The following is a 22,948-nucleotide window of genomic DNA, read 5'->3' on the forward strand; positions in this document are numbered from 1 at the left end:
CCGCCGGATCGCGGAACCGCCCGCCCGCCGGGCGGCGTCATCCCCGGTGTGCAGCGAGATGGCACCACAGCACGCGCCGAGCGTGCCGACGTGCGGACCGAGAACGAGCCGACCCGACGGGTGCCGGCTCCGCCGTCCGCCGTCGGGGTGTCCCGACCGCTGCGGGCGGCCGGGATCGGCACCCTGATCCTCTATCTGACGGTGGTCGGCTGGCTGGTGCTGCGTCCGCTTCCGGTGGCCTGGGTGTACGACGCCAACCTGACCCCGCTCGCCTCGGTGCGCCAGGCGCTGACCTTCGGCGGCTCCGCCGGCCTGCTCCAGGTGGCCGGCGAACTGCTGCTGCTGGCCCCGCTCGGGGTGCTGCTGCCACTTGCCGGGGGCCGGATCCGCGCGCCGTGGCTGCCGTCGTTCCTGCGGGTGGCGGGGGTCTCCGCGCTGCTCGCCACGGGGCTGGAGTTCCTCTCGTCCTGGGCCCCCGGGCATGTGCTGAACGTCGATCACATACTGCTCGGCGTGGCGGGCGTCGCGCTCGCGCATCTGGCCGTGGTGCCCGCGGCTCGCTCGCTGCTGCGCACCCGGGCCCTCCCGCACCCGCGGCCCGCCCCGGCCCCCGTACCCGCCCAGGCCCCCGTACCGGCGCCGGCGCGTACCGCGCTGCCCGCCGCGTACGGCCGGCCCGCCTCCCGGGCCCGCTGACCCGACCGCCCCTCGCCCCCCGTCACCGGCCGCACCCCGGCCCGTACCCCGCCAAGCGGCGCGGCCCTGCCGCGCCCGCGGCACAGGAAGTCGGCGGACCCGACTTCTCACTCCGGGCTCAGCGGCCCGCACGCTGTGACAGCGCCGGCGCGAGTGGGTCTCGGGGGCGACCCTGAGGCCGACCCCGAGAGTGGGGTGGTCCCGTCCGAGGAGATCTCGGGGCCGCAGATCCCCTTGCGGGCTGAGGCTTTCGCGGGCCCGCCGCCGGAGTATTGAGGTACGCCCACCGGAGAGTCCGGCACCGGGCCGCGACACCTCGGAGACCGTCATGAGCCGCCTCGCCCGCCCCCGCCACAACCGCGTCATCGCCGGCGTCTGCGCCGGGATCGCCGAGCGCTTCGGCCTCACCCCGTGGACGGTCCGGCTGATCTTCATCCTGTCCTGCCTGCTGCCCGGCCCGCAGTTCCTGATCTACCTGGCGCTCTGGCTGGTGCTCCCGCAGGAGCCGTGAGTCGTGAGCCACAGGCCGTGGCGCAACGCAGCAGGGCCGCCGCCCGCACCGGAGTCCGGTACGGGCGGCGGCCCTGTGTCGTGCCGTGCTCCGGGTGTCAGCCGCCGACGCCGGGGAGCGGGACGGGCAGGGTGTGGGTGAGACCGCTGAGCGGGGTGCTCTCCACGCCGATGCCACGGGTATCGGCACCCTGGGTGACGGACGCGGCGGCGTCGGCGACCGGAGCAGCCGCGGCGGGCACCGCCTGGCCGGCGCTGGGGGCGAGCGGGCCGAGCGTGCTGGTGACCTTGTCGCCTGCCGGCGCCTTGCTGACGACGTCGGTCACGGCGCTGGTCGCACCGGGGTTGGTCGCCGTGCTGAGCGGGCTGCCGAGCCCGCCACCCGACGCGGCCGAGGCCGATCCGGCGGCGGCAGCCGCCATGGCGACGCCGAGAGCCGCGACGCCGGCAGCCTTGAGAGTGGCCTGCTTCATGAGTGGGTCCCCTTGAATCCTCGTCGGTGGCAGGCGTACGGGCGCGCCTGAGGGCGTCCGCCGCTACACCGTGTCAGCACTGACTGGCTCACCGTAGTGAGTCGGTCGCGCGCGGATCAAAGTCCTTCACTCACAAGACTGACTTGTCGGATGATCGGTACGAGCCCGGCCGGGCCCGCACCGATCGTCCTCACGTCATCACCGCAGCTCAGGCACCCGCGCTGAACAGCCACTCCGCCTTGAGCTCGGCGTAGCCCGGCTTGATCACGTCGTTGATCATCGCGAGCCGCTCGTCGAAGGGCAGGAACGCCGACTTCATCGCGTTCACCGTGAACCACTCCATGTCGCCCAGGGTGTAGCCGAAGGCGTCCACCAGGTGGCCGAACTCCTGGCTCATGCTGGTGCCGCTCATCAGGCGGTTGTCGGTGTTGACCGTCACCCGGAACTTGAGCCGGCTGAGCAGCCCGATCGGGTGCTCGGCGTACGAGGTCGCGGCCGCGGTCTGCAGGTTGGAGGTGGGGCACATCTCCAGCGGGACGCGCTTGTCGCGCACGTACGCGGCCAGGCGGCCGAGCTCGACGCTGCCGTCCTCGCCCACGGTGATGTCGTCGATGATGCGCACGCCGTGACCCAGGCGGTCGGCGCCGCAGCACTGCAGCGCCTCCCAGATCGAGGGCAGGCCGAAGGCCTCGCCGGCGTGGATGGTGAAGTGGTTGTTCTCGCCCTTGAGGTAGTCGAAGGCGCCCTGGTGGCGGGTCGGGGGGTGGCCCGCCTCGGCGCCGGCGATGTCGAAGCCGACCACGCCGTGGTCGCGGAAGCGGTTGGCCAGCTCGGCGATCTCCTGCGAGCGGGCGGCGTGGCGCATGGCGGTGAGCAGGGTGCCGACGCGGATCCGGTGGCCGGCCGCGCGGGCGTTGGCCTCGCCCAGGCGGAAGCCCTCGTTGACGGCCTCGACGACCTGGTCGAGGGTCAGGCCGCCTTCCAGGTGCTGCTCGGGGGCGTAGCGGACCTCGGCGTACACGACGCCGTCGGCGGCCAGGTCCTCGGCGCAGTCGGCGGCGACCTTGACCAGCGCCTCGCGGGTCTGCATCACGGCGCAGGTGTGCGCGAAGGTCTCCAGGTAGCGGACCAGCGAGCCGGAGTCGGCGGCCTCGCGGAACCAGACGCCGAGCTTGGCCGGGTCGGTGGTGGGGAGCCCGTCGTAGCCACTGGCAGCGGCCAGCTCGACGATCGTCTCGGGGCGCAGCCCGCCGTCGAGGTGGTCGTGCAGGAGCACCTTCGGGGCGCGGGCGATCTGCTCGGGGGTGGGGATGCGGGGGCCGGTGGTGCCCGCGGTGGCCGGGATCTGCTTCTCCATTGCGAAAGTGTAGCGCCTACGCGCGTAGATCTCTTATCACGATCATGCCCGTACGAAGAACCCGCCCCAGGATTGCTCCGAACGGGCGATCCCACCCGCCCGACGAGCAGCCCGAACAACCTGCCCCGACGAACACCCCGCCTCGACGAACGTCCCCTCCCGCGGGGCGTCGCCCCGGAGATCGCCTCAGTCGTGGTCCAGCAGCCGGCCCCGCCGCCCGAGCACGAAGTCACGGAACGCCGCCGCCGGCGGGGTCATCGGACGGCCGGCCATCCAGGCCAGCCCGATCGCCCGCCGGGTCCGCGGAGCCGTCACCTCCAGCTCCACCACCCCCGGCCGGGCCACCAGCGCGGGCGGCAGCAGCGCCACCCCCAGGCCGGCCGCGACCAGCCCGCGCAGCGTCTCGGCCTCCTCCCCCTCGAAGGCGATCCGCGGCACGAAGCCGGCCTCCGCGCAGAACGCGTCCGTGATCGCGCGCAGCCCGTACCCCCGCTCCACCGCCACGAACGGCTCCCGGGCCACCTCCGCCAGCCGGATCCGGCGCCGCCCGGCCAGCCGGTGGTCGGCCGGGACGACCAGCGGCAGCCGTTGCTCGTCCAGCGGACGGGCCGTCAGGTCCGGGGCGTCCGGCAGCGGCGCGACCAGGCACAGGTCCAACTCGCCCGCCCGCAACCGCTCCAGCATCGCCGCCGTGTAGTCCTGCACCAGCTGGAAGCGGACCTGCGGATGCCCCGCCCGGAAGCCGCGCAGCAACGCCGGCACCGCATCCGTCCCCATGGTGTGCAGGAACCCGAACGCCACCCGGCCGGCCGCCGGATCGGCCTCCGCCCGGGCGGCCTCCGCGCCGCGCTCCAGCTCCGCCAGCGCCCGCTCCACCGAGCTGAGCAGCAGCCGCCCGGCCCTGGTCAGCCGGACGGTCCGCCCCTGACGGGCCAGCAGGTCGACCCCCAGCTCTTCCTCCAGCCGGGCCACCGCCCGCGACAGCGTCGGCTGCGGCATGCCCAACAGCTGGGCCGCCTGCGTCACATGCTCCAGCCGGGCCACCGCCGCGAACTGCGCCAGCCGGGGCGCCAGCTGCGCGACCGGCAGCTCGGGTCCGAGTTCGGCGAGCCTGATCGGCGGCTCCACCGCCGGCTCCACGAGGTCGCCCATCCGCCCTGCCCTCCGCCCCGGCGGCCGTCGGGGCGCGCCACCTGTACTCATACCCAGCAGCATCGATTATCGGCCAATCATGCATTGGACGCATCAGCTGCGGCGGTCCTACCGTCGTGCCATGCCCGCAGCCAGTACCGGGGCATCCGCGGCCACCGTGCCGACGGGTGCCCTCACCTCGCCGTCCCCTGTCGCCGACTCCACCGCCCCGGCCGACCCGGCCGCCGACTCCACCGGCGCCGCGGCCACCGCGGCCACCGCGCCCACCGCGCCCACCGCCGCCGCCACGGACCAGCGGATGCGCCCGGGCAACCGGACCTTCCGGCGCGCCAACCTCGCCCTGTTCGCCGCCGGGATCGCGACCTTCGTCCTGCTGTACTCCACCCAGGGCCTGCTGCCGATCCTCTCCGCCGACCTCGCCCTCACCCCCGGCCAAGCCAGCTGGACCGCCTCGGCCGCCACCCTGGGCCTCGCCCTGGCCCTGCTGCCGGCCAGCGCCCTCTCGGACCGCTACGGCCGCACCGCCGTGATGACGGCCTCCATGGTCGCCGCCTCCGGCCTCGCCCTGCTGCTGCCGTTCGCGCCCGACCTCACCACCCTGGTCGCGCTGCGCGTGCTCCAGGGCGCCGCGCTGGCCGGCCTGCCCGCCACCGCGATGGCCTACCTCGCCGAGGAGGTCCATCCGAGCGCGCTGGCCGCCACGATGGGCCTGTACGTGGCCGGCAACAGCATCGGCGGCATGGGCGGCCGGCTGGTCTCGGGCTGGGCCGCCGCCGGCTTCGGCTGGCGCTGGGGCCTGGCCGCCTCCGCCGCGCTGGCCCTGCTCGCCGCGCTGGCCTTCCGGCTGCTGATCCCCGCCGCCCGGCACTTCACCCCCGCGCCGGTGGACGCCCGGGCGCTGGCCCGAACCGTCGGCACGCACCTGCGCAACCCGCTGCTGGTGCGGCTGTACGCGCTCGGCATGCTGTTCATGGCCGTCTTCGGCGCCGTCTACAACACCGTGGGCTACCGGCTGGTCTCCGCGCCCTTCAGCCTGCCCGAGTCGGTGGCCGCCTCGATCTTCGTGGTCTACCTGGTCGGCACCGGCACCTCGGCCGCCGCCGGACGCCTGGCCGGACGCCTCGGGCGGCGCGGCGCCCTGTATGTCGGGATCGGGGTGACGGCGTCGGGCCTGCTGCTGTCGCTCGCCGACTCGCTGCTCTGCGCGCTGCTCGGTCTGGTCCTGATCACCGCCGGCTTCTTCGCCGGCCACGCCACGGCCTCGTCCTCGGTCGGCCGCACCGCCACCCACGGCCGCGCCCAGGCCTCCGCGCTCTACCTGATCGCCTACTACCTCGGGAACAGCCTCGGCGGCACCATCGGCGCCGACGCCTACCACTCGGTTGGCTGGGACGGCTCCGCCGCCGTCGGCCTCGCCGCGATGGCTCTGGCCGCGGGCGTCACCCTCTACGCGACCCGGCAGGCCGTACACGCCCGACGGTCGGTGGCCGTCGATACACTCCGAGTATGAGCACCGATCCGGCTGTATACGCCCGGTTGCGCGAGATCGCGGATCAGCTTCCGCAGGTGCCGGGGATAGGGAAAGTGGAGATCGCCGACGGCGAGATCGTCATGATGATGTCGCCTGTCAACCGACACGAGCTCGCGGTGCTGCGGATCGCCCGGCAGCTCAACGCGCAGCTTCCGCAGACCCACCCCGGGTACGTCGCCCACGGTGGCGCTGATCTGGAGGACGCCGGACTCGGCAGACTGCGGAATCCGGACCTCATGGTATTCCCCGAGGCAGCCCTGGACACCGAGAAGCCGGCGCTGCTGCCCCATCAGGTGCTGCTGGTCGTCGAGATCGTCTCCAAGTCCGACCCCGAGAACGATTACAAGAACAAGGTGCACGACTACGCAGTCATGGGAATCCCGCTCTACCTGCTCATCGACCCGCGCAAGGGCACCGGAGTCGTGCACGATCTGCCCGGCTACGAGTCCCGCAAGGACTTCACCTTCGGTGACACCGTCACCGTCGGCCCGTGGTCGCTCGACACCAGCGTCCTGCGCACGTACACCTGAGAAGGCGTACGTGCGCAGGGCCTCACCTCACGCGATGCGGTCGAGCACGATCGGGTTCGGGGTGAAGGCGGTGCCCGCCGGGGCGACCTCGATGCCGTCGACCAGGGCCTCGATCGCGTACGCGTAGCGCTCGGGGGTGTCCGTGTGCAGGGTCAGCAGCGGCTGGCCGGCCACCACGGTGTCACCGGGCTTGGCGTGCATCTCGACGCCGGCGCCGGCCTGCACCGGGTCCTCCTTGCGGGCGCGGCCGGCGCCCAGGCGCCAGGCGCAGACACCGATCGCGTAGGCGTCGAGCTTGCTCAGCACGCCGGAGGTCGGGACGGTGATGACGTGCTGCTCGCGGGCGACCGGCAGCGGGGCGTCGACGTCGCCGCCCTGGGCGCTGATCATGCGGCGCCAGTGGTCCATCGCCGACCCGTCGCGCAGCGCGTCCGCCGGGTCCTTGCCGTGCACGCCCGCCGCGGCGAGCATCTCGCGGGCCAGCGCGAGGGTGAGCTCGACGACGTCGGCCGGGCCGCCGCCGGCCAGCACCTCCACCGACTCGCGGACCTCCAGCGCGTTGCCCGCGGTCAGGCCGAGCGGGGTGGACATGTCGGTGAGCAGGGCGACGGTGTTGACGCCCGCGGCGGTGCCCAGGCCCACCATGGTGCGGGCCAGCTCCCGGGCGTCGGCCAGGTTCTTCATGAACGCGCCGGAGCCGACCTTGACGTCCAGGACCAGCGCGCCGGTGCCCTCGGCGATCTTCTTGGACATGATCGAGCTGGCGATCAGCGGGATCGCCTCGACCGTACCGGTGACGTCGCGCAGCGCGTAGAGCTTCTTGTCGGCGGGCGCCAGGCCGTCGCCGGCGGCGCAGATGACCGCGCCGGAGGAGCGCAGCACGTCCATCATCTCGTCGTTGGAGAGCAGCGCGCGCCAGCCGGGGATGGACTCCAGCTTGTCCAGGGTGCCGCCGGTGTGGCCCAGGCCCCGACCGGAGAGCTGCGGGACGGCGGCGCCGCAGGCGGCGACCAGCGGGGCGAGCGGCAGGGTGATCTTGTCGCCGACGCCGCCGGTGGAGTGCTTGTCGGAGGTCGCGACACCCAGCGAGGAGAAGTCCATCCGGACGCCGGAGCGGATCATCGCGTCGGTCCAGCGGCTGATCTCGCGCAGGTTCATGCCGTTCAGCAGGATCGCCATGGCGAGGGCGGACATCTGCTCGTCGGCCACCTCGCCGCGGGTGTAGGCGTCGATCACCCAGTCGATCTGAGCGTCGGTCAGCTCTCCGCGGTCACGCTTGGTCCTGATGACGGAGGGGGCGTCCATGGGGTTCTCCAGTGGGGTGAAATGCGAAGAGTGTCGCGAGTTGACTGGGTATGACAGTCCTCTCGCGACACTCTACGCGCGTAACAATCAGATCGGCCAGAGCCCGCGGTCAAACCGCGCCGGGCCGGTCGGGGCCGGGAGCCGAACGGCCCCTCAGAGCCGCTCGGGCCCGAAGGCGTCCGGCAGGACCTCGCTCATCGGCTTGACGCCGGAGGCCAGATCCACCAGCAGCTCGGGGCCGCCGTGCTCGTACAGCAGCTGACGGCAGCGCCCGCACGGCATCAGCAGTTCGCCGGCGCCGTCCACGCAGGTGAAGGCGACCAGCCGGCCGCCCCCGGAGGCGTACAGCGCCGAGATCAGCCCGCACTCGGCGCAGAGCGCGAGCCCGTACGAGGCGTTCTCGACGTTGCAGCCGGTGACCGTCCGCCCGTCGTCCACGAGGGCGGCGGCACCGACCGGGAACTTGCTGTACGGCGCGTACGCCCGCGTCATCGCGTCGCGGGCAGCCTCGCGCAGCAGTTCCCAGTCGATCGCCGGGACGGACGTCACTTGCCCTGCCCCTTGCGGTAGATCTGGCCGTCGGCCTTAGGCGGCCGCAGCCGCTGCGAGGCCAGCGCGAGGACCACCAGGGTGATCACGTACGGGGTGGCGACGATCAGCGGACGCTGGACCTCATCGGTCAGCGAGTACCAGGCGGCCAGGCCACCACAGGCGACGAAGCTGATCACGGCACCGGTGATCTTGCGGCGGTAGACCTGCCACAGGCCCAGCAGGCCCATCGCGATGGAGACCACCAGCAGCAGCACGTGCACCGAGCCCGGGTCGCGCAGCTGGAGGCTGTCGGTGAAGCCGAACAGGCCGGCGCCGACGGCGAGGCCACCCGGCATCCAGTTGCCGAAGATCATCGCCGCGAGGCCGATGAAGCCTCGGCCGAGGGTCTGGCCGTCCTTGTAGAAGTGCGCCGCGACCAGCGAGAGGTACGCGCCGCCGAGACCCGCGAAGCCGCCCGAGGCGATGACCGCGAGGTACTTGTACTTGTAGACGTTCACGCCCAGCGACTCGGCCGCCGTCGGGTTCTCACCGCAGGAGCGCAGTCGCAGGCCGAACACCGTACGCCAGAGCAGGAAGTAGCTGACCACGATCAGCGCGGCCGCCAGCACGATGACCACCGACAGGTTGGTGACCACGCCGCCGACCACACCGGCGACGTCGGAGACCACGAACCAGTGGTGGTTCTCGATGTCCTTCAGCCACGAGGAGAGCCCGGGGATGGTGATGTACGGCAGCGGATCGGCCGGCGGCGACTGGTTCGCACCGGCGCCCACCGCGATGTAGTCCTTGTAGTAGATCCGGTTGACGTACGCGCAGATACCGGGGATCAGCAGGTTGATGCCGACGCCGGAGACGATGTGGTCGACGCCGAAGGTGACGGTGACGATCGCGTGCAGCAGACCGCCGAGCGCACCGCCGATCATGCCGGCCAGCAGACCGAACCACGGGCTGACCAGGTAGCCGCCCCAGGCGCCGCAGAAGGTGCCGGCGACCATCATGCCTTCGAGACCGATGTTGACCACGCCGGCCCGCTCGGACCAGAGTCCGCCGAGACCGGCCATGCCGATCGGTACCGCCGCGCCGAGCGCCGCGGTGATCTGGCCGGAGGAGGTCAGGCTGTGGTTGTCCGTGATCATCCCGACCACGGAGACCAGCACCAGGGCGCCGGCGATCAGCAGCAGCACCACCGGCCAGGTGATCTTGTTCTTCTTCGCGGGCGAGGCGCCCGGCGTCTTGGCGCGAGCGGCCGTGGCGGTGCTCATGCGGAGACCTCCTTCTTCGCTGCGGCCGCGGCCTGGGCGGCGAGCTGGGCGCCGACCTTCTGCTGCTGGCGCTTGAGGCCGTAACGGCGCACCAGCTCATAGGCGACGACGACGCTGATGACGATGGCACCCTGCATGACCGCGACGATCTCGAACGGGAAGTTCCCCTCCGAGCGCGGCAGCTTGCTACCGGTGGTGTCCAGGAAGGCGAACAGCAGCGCCGAGAAGACCATGCCGATCGGGCTGTTGCGCCCGAGCAGCGCCACCGAGATCCCGGTGAAGCCGAGGCCGGCCTGGAAGCTCTGGCCGTAGTTGAACGAGTTCTGCAGCAGCTCGGGCAGACCGATCAGGCCGGCCAGTGCGCCGGAGACCGCCATGCTGATGAGCACCATGCGCTTGACATTGACGCCCGACGCGGTGGCGGCCGACTCCGAGCGGCCGGTGGCGCGCAGGTCGAAGCCGAAGCGGGTGCGGTTCAGGGTGAACTGGAACGCGACACCGACGATCACCGCGACCACGATGAAGCCGTACAGCTTGCCGCCGGCCGTCTCGAAGGAGAAGAAGTGGCTGGAGGCCGAGATCGGGGCGGTCTGGATCGAGTTGCTCGTGGCGCTCTTCTCCGGCGCGAAGATGCCGGGGACGAGCAGCAGACCGACCATGGCGCTGGCGATGGCGTTCAGCATGATGGTCGAGATGACCTCGCTGACGCCCCGGTAGACCTTCAGCAGACCGGCGATGCTCGCCCACATACCGCCGACGGTCATCGCGACCACCAGCAGCAGCGGGATCTGCAGGAACGCGGGCAGGTCGACCTGGCTGCCGACGTACGCGGCGAACAGCGCGGCGATCCGGTACTGGCCCTCGACACCGATGTTGAAGAGGTTCATCCGGAAGCCGAAGGCGGCGGCCGCGGCGGCCACGTAGTAGACCGTGCTGCGGTTGAGGATCGCCACCTGGCCGTCGGACGTACCGGCGTAGGTGAACATCACGTCGAACGCCTCGGCCGGGTTCTTGCCCGAGGACAGCAGCAGGACCGAGCAGACCGCGACGGAGAGCAGCACGGCCAGCACCGGCGCGGCGAGGCCGAGCAGGATGCGCTCGACGTCGAAGCGGCTGCTGAACGAGCGCTTGGCGGGCACACCCCGGGCAGGTGCGCCCGGGGCGGGGTTGGGACTGGTCATATGGGTTACTCCCCCGCCTGCGGGTCGTCGGCGGTGTCGGTGGTCTCGTCGGCCTCGGCCTCGGTACCCTCGGCGGCGATCGCCCGGTGCTCGGCCACGTCCTCCGGCTCCGACTCGATGTGGCCCGCGGCCGCACCGGTCATCGCGGTGCCGAGGTCCTCGGCGGTGACGGTGGCCGGGTCCGCGTCCGCGACCAGCCGGCCGCGGTAGATCACCCGGATGGTGTCGGAGAGCCCGATGAGCTCGTCCAGGTCGGCGGAGATCAGCAGGACGGCCAGGCCGTCGCGCTGCGCGCCCCTGATCTGCTCCCAGATCTGCGCCTGCGCGCCGACGTCCACACCCCGGGTGGGGTGGGCCGCGATCAGCAGCTTCGGCTTGTGGCTCATCTCGCGGCCGATGATCAGCTTCTGCTGATTGCCGCCGGAGAGCGAGGCCGCGGTGACCTCGATGCCGGGGGTGCGGACGTCGAACTCCTCGACGATCCGCAGGGTGTCCTTGCGGGCGCCGGCCGCGTCGAGCAGCGGGCCCTTGGAGTTCGGCGCCTCGGTGACGTGACCGAGGATCCGGTTCTCCCAGAGCGGGGCTTCCAGCAGCAGGCCGTGCTTGTGACGGTCCTCCGGGATGTACCCGATGCCGGCCTCGCGGCGGCCGCGGGTCAGCGTGCCGGAGAGGTTCTTGCCGTCGAGCGTGATGTCACCGGCGTCCAGCGGCAGCATGCCCATGACCGCCTCGACCAGCTCGGCCTGGCCGTTGCCCTCGACACCGGCGATGCCGAGGATCTCGCCCTTGCGGATCCGCAGCGAGATGTCGTCCAGGACGACGCGCTCGATGCCCTCGGCGTCCGTCTTGGCGATCCGCAGGCCGTCGACCTTGAGCATCTCCGTCTCGGTGACGGTGGACGCGCGGCTCTCCGGGGAGGGCAGCTCGGCGCCGACCATCAGCTCCGCGAGCTGGCGGGCGGTGACGGACTTCGGGTCGGCGTCGCCGACCGTGGTGCCGCGCCGGATGACGCTGATCGCGTCGGCGACGGAGAGCACCTCGTGCAGCTTGTGCGAGATGAAGATGACGGTGACGCCTTCGGACTTCAGCTCACGCAGGTTGGCGAAGAGCGCGTCCACCTCCTGCGGAACCAGGACGGCGGTGGGCTCGTCCAGGATCAGGATGCGGGCGCCGCGGTAGAGCACCTTGAGGATCTCCACGCGCTGGCGGTCCGCGACGCCGAGGTCCTCGACCAGTGCGTCCGGGCGGATGCCCAGACCGTACTGGTCGGAGATCTCCTTGATCTTCGCCTTGGCCTTCGCTCCTATGCCGTGGAGCTTCTCGCCGCCCAGGACGACGTTCTCCCAGACGGTGAGGTAGTCGGCGAGCATGAAGTGCTGGTGCACCATGCCGATGCCGCGCGCGATGGCGTCGCCGGGGGTGTGGAACTCCACCAGCTCGCCGTCGACGGCGATGGTGCCCTCGTCGGGACGCTGCATCCCGTAGAGGATCTTCATCAGCGTCGACTTGCCGGCGCCGTTCTCACCCATCAGGGCGTGCACGGTACCGCGGTTCACGGTGAGGTTGATGTCGTGGTTGGCCACGACGCCGGGGAATCGCTTGGTGATTCCGCGCAGTTCGACGGCCGGTGTCGCCGTCCCCGCGCTGGGGGTGCCGCCCTTGCTCAGGGCGGGGTCGGAAGCGGTGATGGCGATCTCCTGATGGTCGGGAGGCGCGTCGTTGCGCTGGAGGGCCAAGGGTGGTGGGGGAAAAGGTGGGGCCCGGGGGTACGCGTTCCGCGCACCCGCCCGGGCCCCACCCTGATGCTGTGTCAATCATCCCGCCGCCAGGCAGGCGGCAGCGGTAGCGACGTCCGCTACGCGAGTCCTACTGGGCCGGCGCGGTGGGGACGGTGGTGGCGCCGGTGGTGATCGCCTTGGCGGCGTCGTCCAGCTTGCCCTTGATGTCGTCGATGTGACCACCGGTGGTGGCCAGCGACAGACCCTCGGCCTTGAGGTCGAAGTTCTTGACGCCGGTGAAGGCGTTGCCCTTCTTGACCGAGTCGATGTAGCTGTAGACCGCGGTGTCGACGTTCTTCACCATGGAGGTGAGGATGCTGTTCTTGTACTTCGCCAGGGCCGGCTGGGCGGCCTGGTCGGAGTCGACACCGATCGCCCAGGCGCCCGCCTTCTGCGAGACGGCCTCGATCGAGCCGTTGCCGGAGGAGCCGGCGGCGGCGTAGATGACGTCCGCGCCCTTGTCGAGCTGGCCGAGGGCGGCCTCCTTGCCCTTGTCGGGCGAGGCGAAGCCGGAGAAGTCCGGCGGGGTGGTCAGGTAGGTCACCAGGACGTTGACGTCCTTGTTGGTGGCCTTGACGCCCGCGGTGTAGCCGGCCTCGAACTTCTTGATCAGCTCGGTCTGCACGCCACCGATGAAGCCGACCGTCTTGGTCTTGGTCTTGCTGGCGGCGGCGACGCCGGCGAGGTACGAGCCCTCCTGCTCCGAGAACGTCAGCGAGGTGACGTTGCCGGGCTGGGTGGCCGACGCCGAGTCGATGATCGCGAACTTGACGTTCGGGTTGTCCTTGGCGACCTTCTCGACGGCGCCCTGGTACACGAACCCGACGGCGATGACGGGGTTGTAGCCGCTGCTGACGAGGTCCCGCAGACGGGACTCCTTGTCGGCCTCGGCCTCACCGGTCTTGGCGTCGGCCTCGGTCACCGAGACGCCGAGGTCGGCCTTGGCCTTGTCGAGGCCACGGGCGGCGGAGTCGTTGAACGACTGGTCGCCACGGCCGCCGATGTCATAGGCCATGCCGACCTTGAGGCCGGAGCTGCCGGAGGCCCCGGCGGTAGCAGTGTCGGTGCTCTTTGCGCCGCAAGCGGCGAGCGAGGCCATGCCCAGGGAACCCGAGAGCACAACCGCGGCGAGCTTCATTGAACGGCGCAAGGGAGTATCTCCTTCTCACACGCACCCGATTAGCGTGGTCGGACGCCACCGTAACGCGCGTAGAACACGGTTGGGTCACGGGCCGCCGGAGCAATCGGGTTGTTACCAAACCGTGGTTCTCACGGCTTCCCGAATTCGGGCATACGCCATCATCCCTCACAATTTCCCCGAGCCGAAACGCCGTCCCGGCCACGCTCAGGCACCGCAAGGCAAAATCAGCCCCACGCATCCGCCCGCCACCGGAGGTCCGCGGGCACGGGGCCACCAGGATGATCATGTCATCCGCGGGGCGGGCCGGCGCTACTGGTGGCTGGTCGCGGTCGGTCGCACGACGTAGATCACCCGGTGCTCGGCGTCGGCCGGCGGCCCGTCCATCCGCATCCCGTAGCGGTCCGCCAGCGCGAGGAAGAACGCGGCGGTCGGGTCCGGGTCGATCCACTCGACCGTGCCGCGGACCTCCAGGTACCGGTACGGCTGGTCCGGATCGTTGACCGAGAAGGCCACCCTGGGGTTGGCCGTCACGTTGCGGTACTTGTAACGGGTGGTGGTGTTGGTGAAGCGGACGAACTCGCCGTCCCAGTGGAACCACATCGGGTTCACCTGCGGCAGACCGTCCGGCCTGATGGTGGCCAGGTGCGCGAAGAGGGGGCGTTCCAGCAGATCCCGGTAGCCCTCGGGGATGATCGACAAGGCGGTCACTCCTGATGCGGTCGCTGCTGATGCGAGTCGATGACGCTGCTGAGCTGCTGACGCCCGTGATGGCGCCGGTGGGCGGCCCGCCGCAGCGGGCCGCCGCCCCGGCGGACCGGAGTCGGTCCTCCCAGCTTGGACCAGGCCGCCGCCGACGGCCTCCGGGATCAGACCCGGCCGTGCTCCAGGGCCAGCGAGGCGAACAGCTCGACACCGATGCCGATCGACCGCTCGTCCACATCGAAGCGGCCCTGGTGCAGGTCCCGGACACCGCTCTCGTGCGGGGCGCGCACCCCCAGCCGGGCCAGCGCGCCGGGCGCGTGCTCCAGGTACCAGGAGAAGTCCTCGCCGCCCAGGCTCTGCTCGGTCTCCTCGACCACCTGGCCGGTGCCGCCGAAGCGGGCGGTCATCGCCGTCTCGAACTGGGTGATGGTGACCGCCTCGTTCACCACCGGCGGCACACCCCGGTGGTAGTCCAGTGCCCACTTGGCCCGGTGCGTCTCGGCCACCTTGGCGATCAGCTCGTGCAGCAGGTCCGGCGCCTCGCGCCAGCCGGGCAGCTCCAGGCAGCGGACGGTGCCCTCCAGCTCGGCGTGCTGGGGGATCACGTTCGGCGCCGAGCCGGCCGCGATCCGGCCCCAGACCAGGCTGACGCCCCAGCGCGGGTCCATCCGGCGGGCGAACAGGGCCGGCAGGTCGGCGGCCATCCGGGCGATCGCGGTGACCAGGTCGGTGGTCAGGTGCGGGCGGGCGGTGTGGCCGCCCGGGCCCTCCAGGTGCAGCTCCAGGCGGTCGCAGGCGGAGGTGATCGCGCCGGTCTTCAGCCCGATCCGGCCCACGGTGACCCGGGGGTCGCAGTGCACCGCGTAGATCCGGCCGACGCCGTCCATCCCGCCCGCCTTGATCACGTCCAGCGCACCGCCCGGCATGACCTCCTCGGCCGGCTGGAAGATCAGCCTGACCGGGCGGCGCAGCTCACCCGCCCGCAGCGCCTTCGCCAGCACCAGCGCGGTGCCGAGCACCACGGCGGTGTGCACGTCGTGTCCGCAGGCGTGCGCCCGCCCGGGCGCCGTCGAGCGGTACGGCACGTCCGTCTTGGCGTCGTCGATCGGCAGCGCGTCGATGTCGGCCCGGAAGGCGAGCATCGGCGTACCGGCGGGCGTACCCGGCGGGACGAGGTCGACCGTCAGCCCGGTACCGCCGGGGAGCACCTTCGGCTCAAGACCCGCCGCCGTCAGCCGGTCGCACAGCAGGCCGGTGGTGCGGAACTCCTGGCGGCCCAGTTCCGGGTGCCGGTGCAGGTCACGGCGGAAGGCGATCAGCTCGGCCTCGAACGCCTGCACCCGGGTCCGCAGACCGGTGGCCGGACGGGTGGCGGTGAGGGAGGCCTGCTTGGCGGGCTGAGGATGGTTCATCCCAACAAGGTTAGGCCCGACTGGGGGATTTGGCCTGACTTCCGAAGAAGAAGTCCCCGGATGGGCGCATACCGGCCGCGTGGGTGGGTATGACATCTCGTTTCAGCCGCCTTCCCGGTGATGCCTGCCCTGAGCAACGATCGCCGGCCCGGTCGGACACGGCCGAGGGGCCCGAGTACGCCCCGGGCCCCTCGGCCGTGTTCCGGACGATCCCTCAGAACCGCTCCACCGGCCGGTACACGCCCCACACCTCGCGCAGCGCGTCGCAGACCTCGCCGACGGTGGCCCGGGCGGCGAGTGCCTCCTTCATCGGGTACAGCGCGTTGTCCGCGCCGCCGGCCGCCCGCCGCAGCCCGGTCAGCGCCCGCTCGACCGCCGGGCGATCACGCTCGGAGCGCAGCCGGGCCAGCCGCTCGGCCTGCCGGGCCTCGATCGCCGGATCCACCCGCAGCGGCTCGTACGGCTCCTCGGCCGCCAGCTGGAAGCGGTTCACCCCGACGACCGTGCGCTGCCCGGAGTCGGTCTCCTGCTGGATGCGGTACGCGGTGCGCTCGATCTCCGCCTTCTGGTAGCCGCTCTCGATCGCGGCCACCGCGCCGCCCATGTCCGCCACCTTGCGCATCAGCTCGACGGCTGCCTCCTCGACCTCGTCGGTCATCCGCTCGACCACGTAGGAGCCGGCGAACGGGTCGACGGTGGCCGTGACGTCGCTCTCGTACGCCAGCACCTGCTGGGTGCGCAGCGCGAGCCGGGCGGACTTCTCGGTGGGCAGCGCGATGGCCTCGTCGAAGCTGTTGGTGTGCAGGGACTGGGTGCCGCCGAGGACGGCCGCCAGCGCCTGGATCGAGACCCGGACCAGGTTGACCTCGGGCTGCTGGGCCGTCAGCTGCACCCCGGCGGTCTGGGTGTGGAAGCGCAGCATCTGCGACTTGGGGTTCCTGGCGCCGAACTCCTCGCGCATGACCCTGGCCCAGATCCGCCGGGCCGCCCGGAACTTGGCGACCTCCTCCAGCAGGGTGGTGCGCGAGACGAAGAAGAAGGAGAGCCGGGGCGCGAAGTCGTCGACGTCCATGCCGGCGGCCACCGCGGTGCGCACGTACTCGATGCCGTTGGCGAGGGTGAAGGCGATCTCCTGCACGGGGTTCGCCCCGGCCTCGGCCATGTGGTAGCCGGAGATGGAGATGGTGTTCCAGCGGGGGATCTCGGCCCGGCAGTACTGGAAGACGTCCGCGATCAGCCGCAGAGAGGGCTTCGGCGGGAAGATGTAGGTGCCGCGGGCGATGTACTCCTTCAGGACGTCGTTCTGGATGGTGCCGGTGAGCCGGCCGGACGGGACGCCCTGCGACTCGCCGACCAGCTGGTAGAGCAGCAGGAGCAGGGCGCCGGGCGCGTTGATGGTCATCGAGGTGGAGACCTCGCCCAGCGGGATGCCGCCGAAGAGCACGCTCATGTCCTCGACGCTGTCGATGGCCACGCCCACCTTGCCGACCTCGCCGGCCGCCAGCGGCGCGTCCGAGTCGTAGCCCATCTGGGTCGGCAGGTCGAAGGCGACCGAGAGGCCGGTGGTGCCGTTGGCGATCAGCTGCTGGTAGCGGGCGTTGGACTCGGCGGCGGTGCCGAAGCCCGCGTACTGCCGCATCGTCCACGGGCGGCCGGTGTACATCGACGGGTACACGCCCCTGGTGTACGGGTACGCGCCGGGCTCGCCGAGCCGCTGGGCCGGGTCCCAGCCGGCCAGGTCCTGCGGACCGTACAGCGGCTCGATCGGGAGGCCGGACTCGGTACGGCGCGGTTCGGCTGCCATGGACGTCTCCGCTGGGTGGAAGGAGCGGTGGTCGGGCCCGGCCGATGCCAGGCCGGCCGTCTCGCAATCTAGCGGGCGGCGGCCTCGCCCGGCAGGTGGCACGGCTGGGGCCGCGCGGTCGGATCGGCGGGCGTGGTTGAGATGATCGGATCAACGACTGAAGTGTTTCCTAGGGAGTGGCGATGAGTGAGCAGAAGGTGGCCGTGGTCACCGGTGCCAGCAGCGGGATCGGCGCGGCCACGGCACGCCGGCTGGCCGCCGAGGGCTTCGACGTGGTGCTGACGGCGCGGCGCACCGACCGGATCGAGGCACTGGCCAAGGAGATCGGCGGGCGCGCCCACACCCTGGACGTGACCGACCGCGCCGCCGTGGACGCCTTCGCCGCCACGGTCGGCCGGGTGGACGTGCTGGTCAACAACGCGGGCGGCGCGATCGGCGCCGAGCCGGTCGAGTCCGGCGATCCGGCCGACTGGCTGGCCATGTACGAGGTCAACGTGCTCGGCGTCCTGCACGTCACCCAGGCGCTGCTGCCCGCGCTGCGGGCCTCCGGGGACGGCACGGTGCTGATCCTCTCCTCCACCGCCGCCCTCGCGGCGTACGAGGGCGGCGGCGGCTACGTGGCCGCCAAGCACGCCGCGCACACCATCGCGGCGACGCTGCGGCTCGAACTGTGCGGCGAGCCGATCCGGGTGATCGAGATCGCACCGGGCATGGTGAAGTCCGAGGGCTTCGCGGTGACGCGCTTCCGGGGCGACGAGGACAAGGCGGCGGCCGTGTACGCGGGTGTCGCCGAGCCGCTGACCTCGGAGGATGTCGCCGACACCGTCGCCTGGGCGGTCACCCGCCCCTCCCACGTCAACATCGACCTGCTGGTGGTGCGCCCCCGCGCGCAGGCCGCCAACCACAAGGTGCACCGCGCCTGAGGCAGACACGTAAGCCGGGCAGCCCGGCCGGATTACAAATCGATGATCTTGGATTGATGCCCGGTCGGTAGACAACGGACCATGACATCACTCCGGGCTGCCCGCCCCCGCCTCCTGCTGGCGTCGCTCGCGGCCGGCACCCTGCTGCTCGGCACCGCCTGCAACAACCCCGCCGGCTCCGGTCGCGACCAGGCCGCCGCCACCGCCACGGCGGCCCCCGTGGCCGGGCCCACGGGGGCCGACAACCCCGCCCTCGCGCCGTTCTACGGCCAGGCGGTCAACTGGTCCACCTGCCCGGCCGACCCCGGCGCCGCCCAGACCGAGCCCGCCGCGACGCAGTGCGGCACGCTGCACGTCCCGCTCGACTACACCCACCCCGGCGGCGACGCCCTCGACCTCGCGCTGATCAGGCGCCCCGCCGCCAGAGCCGACCGGCGGATCGGCTCGCTGGTGGTCAACCCCGGCGGCCCCGGCGCATCCGGCGTCGACATGGTCAGGCACGCCACCACCGAGTTCGACGGCGCCCTGCACGAGCGCTTCGACATCGTCGGCTTCGACCCGCGCGGCACCGGCGCCAGCTCCCCCGTCACCTGCCTGGACGACAAGCAGCGTGACGCCCAGGACCAGGTGGACCTCCCCCTCGACCCGCAGGCCCGCCAGGCGCTGCTCTCCCAGGAGAACCGGGAGCACGACGCCGCCTGCCGGGCCCGCTCGGGCAGGCTGCTGCCCTTCGTCGGCACCCGCAACACCGCCCGCGACCTGGACGTGCTGCGCCAGGTGCTGGGCGACCGCAAGCTCAACTACCTCGGCATCTCCTACGGCACCTACCTGGGCGCGCTCTACGCCGAGGAGTTCCCGGGGATGACCGGCCGGCTGGTCCTGGACGGCGCCGTCGACCCGGCCGCCGACGTACTCGACCGCCAGATCGCGCAGCTCACCGGTTTCGAGGCGGCGCTGGGCCGCTTCGCCGCCGACTGCGCCCGCGACCACGCCGCGGACTGCCCGCTCGGCGGCGACCCGGCGACGGCCGCCAAGATCGCGGCCGAGTTCCTGGACGGCCTCCAGCAGAACCCGCTGCCCACCCGGGACGGCCGCCGGCTCAACCGCGGGCTGGGCTGGCTCGGCACCATCGGGTTCCTCTACGGCGACGACCAGACCGGCTGGGAGCTGCTGCGCTCCGCCCTCGGCTCGGCGATGCGGTCGAAGCAGGGGGACGCCCTGCTCGCCGCCGCCGACGTGTACAACGGCCGCGACAGCAGCGGCCACTACGACCCCTCCCAGGACGCCGGGACCGCCATCAGCTGCGCGGACCACGCCCACCCGGCGCCGTCCGCCGCGCGCGCCCAGCAGGTGTACGCCCAGCTCAGGCAGCAGGCACCGCTGCTGACCAAGGACTCCGCCCCCGAGGACTACACCACCGAGGGCTGCGTGACCTGGCCGTTCCGCACAAGCGAGCGGGCGCACACCGTCCGGGCCGAGGGCAGCGCACCGATCCTGGTGGTCGGCAGCACCGGTGACCCGGCCACCCCGTACGCCGCCTCCGAGGCGCTGGCCCGGGGCTTCGCCAATGCGACCCTGCTCACCCGCGAGGGCGAGGGGCACGGCGCGTTCGGCAAGGACAACGACTGCATCGCCTCGGCGCTGACGGCCTACCTGGTGGACGGCACCCTGCCGGCGGCCGGGACGCGCTGCGCGAAGTAGCCGGAGAGGGGCGGGTAGCCGGAGAGGGGCGGGTAGCCGCAGGAGGAGTGGGTGGCCGCGAGGGCAGCTGGAGGCTGAGGGGCCGCAGGTGCAGCGGGTAGCACAGCCGGATGGGGAGAGCACTGACAAGCAGGTGTCAACGTCACAACTTGATAGCTCGATCGGGTGAATTCCGCGCGTGCTCTCCCCAACTGATGACTGCTCAACTACCGTGGTGCCGCTGCCCGGCCGATCCCGGTACCACCCGGATCGGCCCCATAATTCGCCAGTGCCTCGCACAACGACACGGCGTCGCGCAACCAACCGCGCAACCATCAGCGCACCGGTCACCGTCCGCACTCCCGTACGGCGCGAATCCAGACAGCTCCCCCGCCGTGCCGCCCGCTTCCCTTCCCGCCCTCACGAGGAGGACCCGCTGGCCAGCGACGTCCCGCCACAGCGGCTCGACCCTCCACCGGACCCCGTCCGGGGGGACCCGCGCTCGGAGCCGACGCTCGTCGGGCTGCACCGCTTCAACGAGGCCGACGCCGGCGCGGCCGAGGAGGCCCTCCTCGCCTGCTGCGGAAGCCACCGCTGGGCCCTGCGGCTCGCCGCACACCGGCCCTACCCCGACATAGAGTCCCTGCTCGCCGCCGCGAGCGAGGCCTCCTACGACCTGCGCCCGGCGGACCTCGCCGAGGCGCTGGCGGACGAGAGCTGGATGCCGCAGCCGCTGCTGGGCATGCGCGCGCCCGGCAGCCAGGCCGCGCACACCGCGCTGCGGGCGGCCCACGCCGCGTACGAGGCCCGGTTCGGGCACGTGTTCGTGGTCTGCCTGGAGGGCGTCGACCCCGAGGAGATGCTCGACACCGTGCTCTCCTCGATCCGCACCCGGCTGGCGAACGACCTGGACGAGGAGCGGCTGATCGCGGCGGACGAGCTGCGCCGGATCGCGCTGACCCGGCTGGAGCACCTGGTCGCCACGCCCACCGAGGCGGGGGCGCGCTGAGCGTCCCCGCCGCGCGCTACCGCCCGGCCTGCGCGGCCCGGAGCTTGGCCACCTGCTGCCGGACGACCCGCTCGTCCGGCACGGTGGCCGGCTCGGCGCCGACGCCGACGGTACTGAAGACCGCCAGCACCGAACCGACCCGCACCAGCACGGCACGCTGGGAGAGCACCGCCGTACCCGATTCATTCGTCAGGGTGAACCCCGTCACCCCGTCGGCTCCCCCCGGCGTGGGCGCGTCGTCACGGCTCAGCCGGTGCCTGGTCCGGCCGCCCTGGCGGCCCGTGGCGCCCCCCTTGCCCGCCGCCGGCGCGGCCGAGCTGAAGGCCGTGCACTGCCCGAGCACCCGCTCCAGCTCGGCCTGCAACTGCGTTGCCCGGCCCGGCCCGTAGGCCAGCAGCCCGGCGTACACACTGCCCTTCGGGTCGCTGGCCGCGGCCACGCTCAGGTCCGTCTCGGCCACCGGCCGGGAGGCGGGGTTCGCCGGGGTCACCGCGTCCAGCACCGGCTGGCAGGCCGGTAGGTCGGCGGCCTCGCGCTCCCCGCTCCGGCCGGTCTCACCGTGACCGGGTGTCATCACCGTCACGGTGTAGCCGGGGCCCATGTCACTGTCACCCAGCGCGGCGGCCCGCAGCTCTGCGGCGGACAGTTCGCGGGACGCGCCGGCCCGGTCGGCCGAGGAGGAACCCGCCCGGTCGGCCGAGGAGGACCCGGCCGCGGCACAGCCGGTGGTGAGCAGCAGCGCGGCCGCGAGCGCGAGGGCGGGGCGGCGGGAGGGGCGGAGCGGCACGGGGGCCTCGGCAGTGGTCGCGGGCGGACAGGCCGCCACCGTAGCGCAACCGGACGCTCACGCTGCGCGACGGGTTCCCGTCGCATTAGGCCGCACGTGCCTGATTGATCACACCCCGGCCCCCCGGAGGCGGTTCCCGACAGCGCGTCGATAGGATGCTGGCGGCCGGAGGACCGTACCGGCCGGGCTGACCGACACCGAAGCCGGCCGAGCCCCCGATCCGCTTCCGGAGGGTTTTTCCGTGCCGGCTGGAACGCTGTACCGCGGCCGGGAAGGCATGTGGAGCTGGGTGGCTCATCGAGTCACCGGCGTCCTCATCTTCTTCTTCCTGTTCGCCCATGTCCTCGACACCGCACTGGTGCGTGTGTCGCCCGAGGCCTACGACTCCGTCATTCAGACGTACAAGACGCCGCTGGTGAACCTGATGGAGTACGGCCTCGTGGCCGCCATCCTGTTCCACGCGCTCAACGGCCTGCGGGTCGTCGCCGTGGACTTCTGGTCCAAGGGCCCGAAGTACCAGAAGCAGATGCTCTGGACCGTCGTCGGTGTCTGGGTCGTCCTGCTGGCGGCCTCCTTCTACCACATCCTCCAGCACACGCTGCTCACGTGGTTCGGGAAGTGATCGGCATGCCTACGGATTACACGTACACCGACGCCGTGGTGGTTCCCTCCGCCCAGGCCCACACCGGCAAGGGGCTCGGCACCGGCAACGCCGCCGACGCCTTCGTGGTGGAGCCGCCCCGCACGCGTACCAAGAAGACCCCTCGCCGTACGCGTACCAACTTCGAGATGCTCGCCTGGCTGTTCATGCGCCTGTCGGGCATCGTCCTGGTCGTGCTGATCCTCGGCCACCTGCTGATCATGCTGGTGCTCGACGGCGGCGTCTCCAAGATCGGCTTCGCCTTCGTGGCCGGCCGCTGGGCCTCGCCGTTCTGGCAGGGCTGGGACCTGCTGATGCTCTGGCTCGCCATGCTCCACGGCGCCAACGGCATGCGCACGGTCATCAACGACTACGCCGAGAAGGACTCCACCCGGCTCTGGCTGAAGGGCCTCATGGGCGCCGCCACGGTGTTCACCGTGCTCCTCGGCACCCTGGTGATCTTCACCTTCGACCCAAACATCTGAGCCGCAGCACCTAATCGGCAATCGGCAGAGGCCAGAGG

At 72.0% G+C, this 22,948-nt stretch carries 22 protein-coding genes; 9 read left to right on the forward strand and 13 right to left on the reverse strand.

Annotated features, from left to right (window positions below):
* The first annotated feature begins 90 nt into the window (after window positions 1–90).
* A complete protein-coding gene (locus ACIBH3_RS12590; protein WP_396311928.1) occupies window positions 91–696 on the forward strand; it encodes a VanZ family protein in 606 nt (201 codons plus the stop codon).
* Between the two features lie 328 nt (window positions 697–1,024).
* Complete coding sequence (locus ACIBH3_RS12595; RefSeq protein ID WP_396311929.1) at window positions 1,025–1,207, forward strand: PspC domain-containing protein; 183 nt, start codon at window positions 1,025–1,027, stop codon at window positions 1,205–1,207.
* 97 nt (window positions 1,208–1,304) lie between these two features.
* Here ACIBH3_RS12595 and ACIBH3_RS12600 read toward each other — a convergent pair whose 3' ends face one another.
* The 3 genes from ACIBH3_RS12600 to ACIBH3_RS12610 all read right to left on the reverse strand — a co-directional run bounded on the left by ACIBH3_RS12600 (window position 1,305) and on the right by ACIBH3_RS12610 (window position 4,188).
* Window positions 1,305–1,679, reverse strand: coding sequence for an ATP-binding protein (locus tag ACIBH3_RS12600; RefSeq protein ID WP_396311930.1), 375 nt, complete (start codon window positions 1,677–1,679; stop codon window positions 1,305–1,307).
* 208 nt (window positions 1,680–1,887) lie between these two features.
* A complete protein-coding gene (locus tag ACIBH3_RS12605; RefSeq protein ID WP_396311931.1) occupies window positions 1,888–3,036 on the reverse strand; it encodes an adenosine deaminase in 1,149 nt (382 codons plus the stop codon).
* 186 nt (window positions 3,037–3,222) lie between these two features.
* Window positions 3,223–4,188, reverse strand: coding sequence for a LysR family transcriptional regulator (locus ACIBH3_RS12610; protein ID WP_396311932.1), 966 nt, complete (start codon window positions 4,186–4,188; stop codon window positions 3,223–3,225).
* A gap of 121 nt (window positions 4,189–4,309) precedes the next feature.
* On the opposite strand from ACIBH3_RS12610, the gene ACIBH3_RS12615 reads away from it, so the two are divergent.
* The gene (locus tag ACIBH3_RS12615) at window positions 4,310–5,698 is read left to right on the forward strand and encodes an MFS transporter (protein ID WP_396311933.1); all 1,389 of its coding nucleotides are present in this window, start codon (window positions 4,310–4,312) and stop codon (window positions 5,696–5,698) included.
* On the forward strand, window positions 5,695–6,249 hold the full coding sequence (locus ACIBH3_RS12620; RefSeq protein WP_396311934.1) for a Uma2 family endonuclease: 555 nt from the start codon (window positions 5,695–5,697) through the stop codon (window positions 6,247–6,249). Before ACIBH3_RS12615 ends, ACIBH3_RS12620 begins: the two co-directional genes overlap by 4 nt.
* 27 nt (window positions 6,250–6,276) lie before the next feature.
* Here the strand turns inward: ACIBH3_RS12620 and ACIBH3_RS12625 are convergent, their stop codons facing one another.
* From ACIBH3_RS12625 to ACIBH3_RS12665, 9 genes are all read right to left on the reverse strand, one after another.
* Window positions 6,277–7,554 carry a thymidine phosphorylase gene (locus ACIBH3_RS12625; RefSeq protein WP_396311935.1) on the reverse strand — a complete coding sequence of 426 codons (1,278 nt, stop codon included), beginning with the start codon at window positions 7,552–7,554 and terminating at the stop codon, window positions 6,277–6,279.
* Between the two features lie 153 nt (window positions 7,555–7,707).
* Complete coding sequence (locus ACIBH3_RS12630) at window positions 7,708–8,103, reverse strand: cytidine deaminase (protein ID WP_396311936.1); 396 nt, start codon at window positions 8,101–8,103, stop codon at window positions 7,708–7,710.
* Window positions 8,100–9,368 (reverse strand): ABC transporter permease, encoded by a 1,269-nt coding sequence (locus tag ACIBH3_RS12635; protein WP_396311937.1) that lies wholly within the window; start codon window positions 9,366–9,368, stop codon window positions 8,100–8,102. The genes ACIBH3_RS12630 and ACIBH3_RS12635 overlap by 4 nt, the downstream gene beginning before the upstream one ends.
* Complete coding sequence (locus ACIBH3_RS12640) at window positions 9,365–10,549, reverse strand: ABC transporter permease (RefSeq protein WP_396311938.1); 1,185 nt, start codon at window positions 10,547–10,549, stop codon at window positions 9,365–9,367. Before ACIBH3_RS12640 ends, ACIBH3_RS12635 begins: the two co-directional genes overlap by 4 nt.
* Before the next feature lie 5 nt (window positions 10,550–10,554).
* Window positions 10,555–12,078 (reverse strand): ABC transporter ATP-binding protein, encoded by a 1,524-nt coding sequence (locus ACIBH3_RS12645; protein ID WP_396312082.1) that lies wholly within the window; start codon window positions 12,076–12,078, stop codon window positions 10,555–10,557.
* Between the two features lie 337 nt (window positions 12,079–12,415).
* On the reverse strand, window positions 12,416–13,477 hold the full coding sequence (locus ACIBH3_RS12650) for a BMP family protein (RefSeq protein WP_396311939.1): 1,062 nt from the start codon (window positions 13,475–13,477) through the stop codon (window positions 12,416–12,418).
* Window positions 13,478–13,777: 300 nt separating this feature from the next.
* Window positions 13,778–14,167 (reverse strand): PPOX class F420-dependent oxidoreductase, encoded by a 390-nt coding sequence (locus ACIBH3_RS12655; protein WP_396311940.1) that lies wholly within the window; start codon window positions 14,165–14,167, stop codon window positions 13,778–13,780.
* 167 nt (window positions 14,168–14,334) lie between these two features.
* A complete protein-coding gene (locus ACIBH3_RS12660; protein WP_396311941.1) occupies window positions 14,335–15,582 on the reverse strand; it encodes an amidohydrolase in 1,248 nt (415 codons plus the stop codon).
* 214 nt (window positions 15,583–15,796) lie between these two features.
* A complete protein-coding gene (locus tag ACIBH3_RS12665; protein WP_396311942.1) occupies window positions 15,797–17,386 on the reverse strand; it encodes a methylmalonyl-CoA mutase in 1,590 nt (529 codons plus the stop codon).
* Between the two features lie 182 nt (window positions 17,387–17,568).
* On the opposite strand from ACIBH3_RS12665, the gene ACIBH3_RS12670 reads away from it, so the two are divergent.
* The 3 genes from ACIBH3_RS12670 (at window position 17,569) to ACIBH3_RS12680 (ending at window position 20,998) form a co-directional block, all read left to right on the forward strand.
* On the forward strand, window positions 17,569–18,309 hold the full coding sequence (locus tag ACIBH3_RS12670; RefSeq protein WP_396311943.1) for an SDR family oxidoreductase: 741 nt from the start codon (window positions 17,569–17,571) through the stop codon (window positions 18,307–18,309).
* Between the two features lie 81 nt (window positions 18,310–18,390).
* Complete coding sequence (locus ACIBH3_RS12675) at window positions 18,391–20,010, forward strand: alpha/beta hydrolase (RefSeq protein ID WP_396311944.1); 1,620 nt, start codon at window positions 18,391–18,393, stop codon at window positions 20,008–20,010.
* A 502-nt stretch (window positions 20,011–20,512) separates the two neighbouring features.
* Window positions 20,513–20,998 carry a 2-oxo-4-hydroxy-4-carboxy-5-ureidoimidazoline decarboxylase gene (locus ACIBH3_RS12680; RefSeq protein ID WP_396312083.1) on the forward strand — a complete coding sequence of 162 codons (486 nt, stop codon included), beginning with the start codon at window positions 20,513–20,515 and terminating at the stop codon, window positions 20,996–20,998.
* 16 nt (window positions 20,999–21,014) lie between these two features.
* On the opposite strand, the gene ACIBH3_RS12685 is transcribed toward ACIBH3_RS12680, so the two are convergent.
* Window positions 21,015–21,785 (reverse strand): hypothetical protein, encoded by a 771-nt coding sequence (locus ACIBH3_RS12685; protein ID WP_396311945.1) that lies wholly within the window; start codon window positions 21,783–21,785, stop codon window positions 21,015–21,017.
* A 241-nt stretch (window positions 21,786–22,026) separates the two neighbouring features.
* Here ACIBH3_RS12685 and sdhC point away from each other — a divergent pair, with 241 nt between their 5' ends.
* The gene (gene sdhC / locus ACIBH3_RS12690; protein WP_396311946.1) at window positions 22,027–22,407 is read left to right on the forward strand and encodes a succinate dehydrogenase, cytochrome b556 subunit; all 381 of its coding nucleotides are present in this window, start codon (window positions 22,027–22,029) and stop codon (window positions 22,405–22,407) included.
* Between the two features lie 5 nt (window positions 22,408–22,412).
* A complete protein-coding gene (locus ACIBH3_RS12695) occupies window positions 22,413–22,910 on the forward strand; it encodes a succinate dehydrogenase hydrophobic membrane anchor subunit (RefSeq protein ID WP_396311947.1) in 498 nt (165 codons plus the stop codon).
* The last annotated feature ends 38 nt before the right edge of the window (window positions 22,911–22,948 follow it).

It is taken from the genome of Kitasatospora sp. NPDC050543 (assembly GCF_044457565.1).
Lineage (GTDB): Bacteria > Actinomycetota > Actinomycetes > Streptomycetales > Streptomycetaceae > Kitasatospora.

Bases quoted from the DNA above. Each gene is read 5' to 3' on its own strand.
- ACIBH3_RS12595 (WP_396311929.1), top strand. From the start codon at position 1,025: ATGAGCCGCCTCGCCCGCCCCCGCCACAACCGCGTCATCGCCGGCGTC.
- ACIBH3_RS12600 (WP_396311930.1), bottom strand. From the start codon at position 1,679: ATGAAGCAGGCCACTCTCAAGGCTGCCGGCGTCGCGGCTCTCGGCGTC.
- ACIBH3_RS12605 (WP_396311931.1), bottom strand. From the start codon at position 3,036: ATGGAGAAGCAGATCCCGGCCACCGCGGGCACCACCGGCCCCCGCATC.
- ACIBH3_RS12610 (WP_396311932.1), bottom strand. From the start codon at position 4,188: ATGGGCGACCTCGTGGAGCCGGCGGTGGAGCCGCCGATCAGGCTCGCC.
- ACIBH3_RS12615 (WP_396311933.1), top strand. From the start codon at position 4,310: ATGCCCGCAGCCAGTACCGGGGCATCCGCGGCCACCGTGCCGACGGGT.
- ACIBH3_RS12620 (WP_396311934.1), top strand. From the start codon at position 5,695: ATGAGCACCGATCCGGCTGTATACGCCCGGTTGCGCGAGATCGCGGAT.
- ACIBH3_RS12625 (WP_396311935.1), bottom strand. From the start codon at position 7,554: ATGGACGCCCCCTCCGTCATCAGGACCAAGCGTGACCGCGGAGAGCTG.
- ACIBH3_RS12635 (WP_396311937.1), bottom strand. From the start codon at position 9,368: ATGAGCACCGCCACGGCCGCTCGCGCCAAGACGCCGGGCGCCTCGCCC.
- ACIBH3_RS12640 (WP_396311938.1), bottom strand. From the start codon at position 10,549: ATGACCAGTCCCAACCCCGCCCCGGGCGCACCTGCCCGGGGTGTGCCC.
- ACIBH3_RS12645 (WP_396312082.1), bottom strand. From the start codon at position 12,078: ATGGGTGAGAACGGCGCCGGCAAGTCGACGCTGATGAAGATCCTCTAC.
- ACIBH3_RS12660 (WP_396311941.1), bottom strand. From the start codon at position 15,582: ATGAACCATCCTCAGCCCGCCAAGCAGGCCTCCCTCACCGCCACCCGT.
- ACIBH3_RS12665 (WP_396311942.1), bottom strand. From the start codon at position 17,386: ATGGCAGCCGAACCGCGCCGTACCGAGTCCGGCCTCCCGATCGAGCCG.
- ACIBH3_RS12670 (WP_396311943.1), top strand. From the start codon at position 17,569: ATGAGTGAGCAGAAGGTGGCCGTGGTCACCGGTGCCAGCAGCGGGATC.
- ACIBH3_RS12675 (WP_396311944.1), top strand. From the start codon at position 18,391: ATGACATCACTCCGGGCTGCCCGCCCCCGCCTCCTGCTGGCGTCGCTC.
- ACIBH3_RS12695 (WP_396311947.1), top strand. From the start codon at position 22,413: ATGCCTACGGATTACACGTACACCGACGCCGTGGTGGTTCCCTCCGCC.